Consider the following 6,778-nt stretch of genomic DNA (forward strand, 5'->3'; position numbering starts at 1 on the left):
CAGGCTCCCGGCGCCCCGTCACTCGACGCGGCGCAGCGCGTCCGCCGGGCGCAGCCGCGAGGCGCGCCAGCCGCCGAAGCCGCCCGCGATCAGGCCGCCCGCGACGGCGAGCGCCACGGCGACTCCGATGGTGGAGACGGAGACGGGCGCGGTCAGGGCGATGTCGAGCGCCTTGGAGGCCGTCTGCCGGCCCGGTCCGCCGCCGCCTCCCATCGGCCCGCCGCCGAAGCCGCCGGCCGTGCCGCCCGTGGAGCCGAGCTCCGCGGTGAGGGTGGGGCTGATCGCGGTGACCAGGTAGGCGCCGCCGAGGCCGAGCGCGATGCCGAGCACCCCGCCGAGCAGCCCGTTGACCAGGGCCTCGCCGATGACCTGCCGGGTGACCCGGCCGCTCTTCCAGCCGAGCGCCTTCAGCGTGCCGAACTCCCGCACCCGGCGGCTGACGGCCGAGGAGGTGAGCAGTCCGGCGACCAGGAAGGCGGCGATCAGGACGGCGATGGAGAGCCACGTGCCGACGGTGGTGGCCAGGTCGGAGGCGGTGGAGAGGGAGCCGGAGACGGTGTCCGCGAGATCGGCGGAGGTGGTGACCGTCGTGTCCGGGATGTTCTTCTGGATGGCGGACTTGACGGAGTCGATCTGCTGCGAGTCGGCGGCCTTGACGTAGACCGTGGTCACCTTGTCCTTGGCGTCGGCCAGGGTCTGGGCCTTCTTCAGCGGGATGTAGAGGTTGGCGGCGGAGTCCCCGCTGTCGGCGGTCGCGATGCCGATGATGGTGAACTTCACCGAGGAGATGGTGACGGTCTTGCCGACCGCGAGGCTCTTCTCCGTGGCGTACGCGCTGTCGACGACGGCGACCGCCGCGTCCGTCTCGGTGCTCTTGAACGTACGGCCCTTGGTGATCTCGGAGGAGGTCAGCGGACCGAGCGCGGGCGAGGTGACGTCCGTACCGTAGACGGAGTACGAGTCGACGTCGAACGCCGCGCCACCGCCCGTCACGGTGCCCCCGGAGCCGCCGGAGCCACCCGAACCGCCGCCCGTGTCGCCTCCGCCCCCGGGGCCGCCCGTGGCGTCGCGCTGCTGCGGGGCGAACTCGCCGCGCCGGAACTCCCCGTTCACCTTGAGGACGTTGAGGCTGAGCCCGCCCACGGCCGTCGCGACGCCGTTCTGGTCACCGACCTCGGTGACGGTCGAGGAGGCCAGGGTCTGGAAGCCCTGGACCATCACCCGGTCGCTGCTCTGCTCGGCGTCCTCGTCCGCATCCGAGCTGTCCCGCGCGTCGAACTCGAAGCGGCGGCGGTCGGTGTCCCCCTCGCCGGGCGGGGTGGCGGCCTTGGTGACCGTCATGTCCGTGCCGAGCCCGTACAGCGACTGCAGGACCTTGTCCTGGGCCTGGCCCATGCCGGCGGAGACCGAGCTGACGACGATCACCAGGGCGATGCCCAGGGCGAGCCCCGAGGCGACGACGAGCGCCGCCTTTCTGCGACGGCGCAGCTCGCGCCGGAGGTAGGTGAAGAACATGGGCGTGAACGTAGGCGCCCGTTGTGACGGCCGGATAAGTCCGGGGTGAGAGCGGGATGAGAACGCGGACGGCGGCGGCACCGGGAGGGTGCCGCCGCCGTCCGTGCGACAGATGAGGCGCGCGATGGGCGCGGGTGACGCGTCGGCTCAGCGCCTTGGCACGTAAGCGCCTCAGCGCCTTCGCGCCTCAACGCCTTCGCGCGTCACGTCAGCCGCGTCGACGGCGCGTCAGGCGTTCGAGCCGGCCTGCCACTCGGCCCAGTCCATGTTCCAGCCGTTGAGCCCGTTGTCCGGCTTGATGGTCTTGTCGTCCGAGTTCTTGACGATGACCACGTCACCGATGAGCGAGTTGTCGTAGAACCACGCGCCGGGCTGGTTGGGGTCTCCGGCGCCCTTCACGTCCGCGAGGCCGACACAGCCGTGGCTGGTGTTGACGTTGCCGAAGACCGAGCGGGCGCCCCAGTAGTTTCCGTGGATGAAGGTGCCCGAGGTGGACAGCCGCATGGCGTGCGGGACGTCCTTGATGTCGTACTCGCCCTTGCCGTCGTCGTCCGTGAAGCCGACCGTCGCGCCGTTCATCCGGGTCTCCTTGAACTTCTCGGAGATCACCATCTGGCCGTTGTACGTCGTGTTCTCGGGCGAGCCGGCCGAGATCGGAATGGTCTTGACCGTCTTGCCGTCACGGGTGATCGTCATCATCTTCGACTTGGCGTCGACGGTGCTGACCTGGTTACGGCCGATCTTGAAGGTGATGGTCTTCTGCTGGACGCCGGTGACGCCCTGGGCACCCTCGACGCCGTCCAGGGCGAGCTTGAGGGTGACCGTCGAGCCGCCCTGCCAGTACTGCTCGGGGCGGAAGTCGAGGCGCTGCCCGCTGAACCAGTGACCGACGACCTCCTGGCCGCTGCTGGACGTGACCGTGATCGCGTCCCGGACGGCCTTCTTGTTGGTGATCGCCTTGTCGAAGTTGATCGAGACCGGCATGCCGACGCCGACGGTGGAGCCGTCCTCGGGGGTGAAGTTCCCGATGAAGCTGTTGCTGGGCGAGACGGTGGTGAAGGAGACGTTCTCGTGGGCCTGGCGGCCCTTCGCGTCCTTCGCCGTCGCGGCGATCTTGTAAGCGGCGGAGCGGTCGAGCTGCCCGTCCGGCTTCCAGCTCTTGGCATCGGCTGCCAGCGTGCCCTTGACCTCGGTGCCGTCGGCGGCCGTCATCTTGACGTCCGTGAGCTCACCTTTGGTGACGGTGACCTTCGCGTCGTTGTTGATGCCGACATTCGTCGCGCCGTTCTTCGGCGCGACGGCTATCTGGGCCTCGGAGGTCTCTTTGGCAGCCGCTTCGTCCGCCTGGACCTGTGAAGAAGTCTTCGAGCTCTCGGCGCTGGTCTTCTCGCCGTCGCCGCCGCTGCACGCCGAAAGCACCAGAACGCCACCGAGCACCGCGGACGCGGCCGCGAGGACCTTGCGCCGCTTGCTGTCCTTCATCACACGCTTCTCCATCATCGCCGCTTACCCTGCCGATAACCCTTAAGAACGCCTGTATCCGTTCTTCCGGTTCCTCATCAGCCGGCAGTGTGGTGAACACCACGTCGCGGCCGGGAAGCAGGCCGGCCCCGGTCCGCCGGCTGCTGCGGACCGAGGCCTACCAGGGTTGCACGCTCACGCGTCAGCGCCGACCAGCGGTGACCTCCCCACCGCCGACGACGCCTCCGACCTGCTCCGACGCCTCGTCATCCAGATCCTCGTCGTCCCCCGTGAGGTCCCATTCCACCGAGTCCGGGTCGTAGTCGATCAGCTCGCTGGTCCACGACGCCTGGGCGAGACCGATCCCGGGGATCTGCTCGATCAGGTCGTGGGGCTCCACGAGGTACGCCAGGGCCTCCGCCTCGTCGCCCCGTACCGCCGCCCGGGCCCGCGTCCGCTCGTCGTCGGGGACGGAGACGTCGCCGTCGATCCGGGCGAGGGCTGCGGAGCCGAGGCGCTCGGGGTCCTCGACCTCCAGCACCAATTCGACCGTTACCCGCACATACCGTGATGTTTCTGTAGTGGTCATACGACGGAGGGTACGGCTCCGGAGCCCAATACCGGCCGTACGGCACCGGCGAACCTGGCGGCGACAAAACGGGCTCCGTGCAATGGCGGGCGAGAAGTTGGCTAGCATCTCCCCCACTCACCCAATTCGGCGCTGCCACAAGGGGGATCCATACGTGTCCGTCGCACGGCGACCGCTGCTGACGGCTACCGCGGCCGGAACGCTGCTCTGCGCTCTCTGGTTCGTCCCGTCCGCCAACGCCACCGGTGACCGGAGCGCCGCCCCGGCCCAGGGGTCGGCGCCCTCCGCCCAGAGCCTGAGCGTCGACGGATCGCTGGACAGTCCTCTCGGCTCGGAGGTCTCCGAGGTCACGGACAGCACCGACAGCTCGGTGGGCCCGGCCGGACCGGCCGAGCCCACGGCGTCCGCCGAGGCCACGCCCCTGGCCGACACCGGCTCGGGGCCCGGCTCCGGCTCCGGTGGGCCGAGGCTCGCGGACACCGGTGGCGTGGACACCACGCCGTACGTGCTCGGCGGGAGCCTGTCGCTCGCCATCGGTGTGGCGTTCGTCGGCTACTCGGTGCGCAGGAGCGCCCGCGAGTTCTGACGTACGCCGGGCGCTCCCGTCACCGGCTCCGCACATCGCCCCCGCGTACCGGCCCCGCGCCGCTCAGGCGAGCGGCCCCGTCACCGGCTCCACCGCCGCGATCAGCAGTCCCTCCCGTACGAAGGCGTCCGCTCCGGCCAGGTCCGGGGAGAGGAAACGGTCGGGCCCCGGCCCCGCCACCCCCGCGGCCCGCAGCGCGTCGATCACCGCGCGGGAGGCGGGCGCGGGGGTCAGTCCGTCCCGCAGCTCGATGGCCCGGGTCGCCGCGTACAGCTCGACGGCGATGATCCGGGTCAGGCTGTCGACGGCGGTACGGAGCTTGCGCGCGGCCGACCAGCCCATCGAGACATGGTCCTCCTGCATCGCGGAGGACGGGATCGAGTCGACGGAGGCGGGGACCGCGAGCCGCTTCATCTCGCTGACCAGCGCGGCCTGGGTGTACTGGGCGATCATCAGCCCCGAGTCGACCCCGGGGTCGTCCGCGAGGAAGGCCGGCAGCCCGTGGGAGCGGTTCTTGTCGAGCAGCCGGTCGGTACGGCGCTCCGCGATCGAGCCGAGGTCGGCCGCGACGATCGCGAGGAAGTCGAGGACGTACGCGACGGGGGCGCCGTGGAAGTTGCCGTTGGACTCCACGCGCCCGTCGGGCAGCACGACCGGGTTGTCCACGGCCGAGGCCAGCTCCCGGTCGGCGACGAGCCGGGCGTACGCGAGGGTGTCCCGGCCGGCCCCGGCGACCTGCGGGGCGCAGCGCACGGAGTACGCGTCCTGGACGCGCGGGGCGGCGTCCGCCTGGAAGTGCCCGGTCAGCCCGGACCCCTCCAGCACCCGCAGCATGTTGTCGGCGCTGGCGCCCTGGCCCGGGTGGGGGCGGATGGCGTGCAGTTCGGGGGCGAGCACCTTGTCCGTGCCGAGCAGGGCCTCCAGGCTGAGCGCGGCGGTGATGTCGGCGGAGGTGTAGAGCCGGTGCAGGTCGGCGAGGGCCATGACCAGCATGCCGAGCATGCCGTCGGTCCCGTTGAGCAGCGCGAGCCCCTCCTTCTCACGCAGCTCGACCGGTGCGATGCCGTGGGCGGCGAGCAGTTCCCCGGCGGGCCGTACGACGCCGTCGGGGCCCTCCGCGTCCCCCTCGCCCATCAGCGTGAGCGCGCAGTGCGAGAGCGGCGCGAGATCGCCGGAGCAGCCGAGGGAGCCGTACTCGTGGACGACGGGGGTGATGCCCGCGTTGAGCACGTCGGCCATGGTCCGCGCGACCTCGGGTCGTACGCCGGTGTGCCCGGAGGCGAGCGTCTTGAGCCGGAGGAACATCAGCGCGCGTACGACCTCCCGCTCGACGCTCGGCCCCATTCCGGCGGCGTGCGACCGCACGATGTTGCGCTGGAGCCGCCCCCGCAGCTCGGGCCCGATGTGCCGGGTGGCGAGCGCCCCGAACCCGGTGGAGACCCCGTACACGGGCTCGGGCTTGGCGGCCAGCGCGTCGACGACCTCCCGGGCGGCGGCGAGCGCGGCCAGGGCCGCGGCGGAGAGCTCGACGCGGGCGTGGCCGCGGGCCACGGCGATGACGTCCTCGGCGGTCGTCCCTGACGTCCCCACCACGACAGTATGCATATCCATATTCAGGAGCGTACGTACTGAATCTCGGGGTGTCACCCTCCTGACAGGGCGTCGCGGTCGACCCGCGCCCGCCACTTCCGCGCCCGCGCACCGGGGCTCCGGATGCCGCCCCGATCCCCCTCTTGCACACCACACGCCGCACGCCATAAGTTACCGACAGGTAGCCCGTCGGGCGGGCGGCGCCCCCTCCGGCATCGACACCGCGGCGCCGCGGCGCCCCGCTCAGTCCGAAGGAGTCGCCATGCCCTCGCTCGACCGTCAGGACAACGTCTTCGTCCTCGATCTCGGAGACGGAGAGAACCGCTTCCACCCCGACTGGATCACCGCCGTCGGCGCCGCGCTCGACGAGGTGGAGCAGGCGGAGGGACCCCGTGCCCTGGTCACCGCCGCCACGGGCAAGTTCTACTCCAACGGGCTCGACCTGGACTGGCTGTTCGCCCACGCCGACCAACAGCAGGAGTACGTCGCCTCCGTCCAGGGGCTGTTCGCGCGGATGCTCTCGCTGCCGGTCGTCACGGTGGCCGCGCTGCAAGGGCACACCTTCGCCGCCGGCGCGATGTTCTCCCTCGCCCACGACTTCCGCGTCATGCGCGCCGACCGCGGCTACTGGTGCCTGCCCGAGGCGGAGATCAACATCCCCTTCACCCCCGGCATGGCCGCCCTCGTCCAGGCCCGGCTGACGCCGGGGACCGCCCACGAGGCCATGCTGACGGCCCGCCGCTACGGCGGCACCGACGCCGCGGCCACCGGCATCGCCGACCGGGCGGTCGCCGAGGACGCCGTACGCGCCACCGCCGTCGAGCTCGCCCAGGCACAGGCGGGCAAGGCCGGCGACACCCTCGGCACGATCAAGTCCCGCATGTACGCCCCCGCCCTGGCCACCCTCCGCGACACCACGGCCCCGCTCGGCTGACCGTCCGCCCCCGTGCCCTCGCCACAGCCCCCCGCCGGGGGGGGTGCCGGGGGCGGGTTGGCTTGCGGGGGGGGGGGGTCGGGGGGGGGCGGTGGGGGGGGCG

6 protein-coding genes are annotated in these 6,778 nt (G+C 71.8%); 2 read left to right on the forward strand and 4 right to left on the reverse strand.

The features are described 5' to 3' along the window. Positions 1-18: 18 nt before the first annotated feature. From ACFXKG_RS31575 to ACFXKG_RS31585, 3 genes are all read right to left on the reverse strand, one after another. The gene (locus ACFXKG_RS31575) at positions 19-1,515 is read right to left on the reverse strand and encodes an ABC transporter permease (RefSeq protein ID WP_384846314.1); all 1,497 of its coding nucleotides are present in this window, start codon (positions 1,513-1,515) and stop codon (positions 19-21) included. 228 nt (positions 1,516-1,743) lie between these two features. Next, complete coding sequence (locus ACFXKG_RS31580) at positions 1,744-3,012, reverse strand: Ig-like domain-containing protein (RefSeq protein WP_384846334.1); 1,269 nt, start codon at positions 3,010-3,012, stop codon at positions 1,744-1,746. Positions 3,013-3,178: 166 nt separating this feature from the next. Then, positions 3,179-3,565 (reverse strand): hypothetical protein, encoded by a 387-nt coding sequence (locus ACFXKG_RS31585; RefSeq protein WP_384846316.1) that lies wholly within the window; start codon positions 3,563-3,565, stop codon positions 3,179-3,181. Positions 3,566-3,719: 154 nt separating this feature from the next. Between ACFXKG_RS31585 and ACFXKG_RS31590 the strand changes: the two genes are divergently transcribed. After that, positions 3,720-4,151: a cell wall protein gene (locus tag ACFXKG_RS31590; RefSeq protein ID WP_384846318.1), complete on the forward strand. Its 432-nt coding sequence runs from the start codon at positions 3,720-3,722 to the stop codon at positions 4,149-4,151. A gap of 63 nt (positions 4,152-4,214) precedes the next feature. Here ACFXKG_RS31590 and hutH read toward each other — a convergent pair whose 3' ends face one another. Further along, complete coding sequence (gene hutH / locus ACFXKG_RS31595; RefSeq protein WP_384846336.1) at positions 4,215-5,756, reverse strand: histidine ammonia-lyase; 1,542 nt, start codon at positions 5,754-5,756, stop codon at positions 4,215-4,217. Between the two features lie 247 nt (positions 5,757-6,003). Between hutH and ACFXKG_RS31600 the strand changes: the two genes are divergently transcribed. Next, positions 6,004-6,675 carry an enoyl-CoA hydratase-related protein gene (locus tag ACFXKG_RS31600; RefSeq protein ID WP_384846320.1) on the forward strand — a complete coding sequence of 224 codons (672 nt, stop codon included), beginning with the start codon at positions 6,004-6,006 and terminating at the stop codon, positions 6,673-6,675. Positions 6,676-6,778 lie beyond the last annotated feature (103 nt).

This window comes from Streptomyces sp. NPDC059255 (assembly GCF_042752355.1).
Classification (GTDB): Bacteria; Actinomycetota; Actinomycetes; order Streptomycetales; family Streptomycetaceae; genus Streptomyces.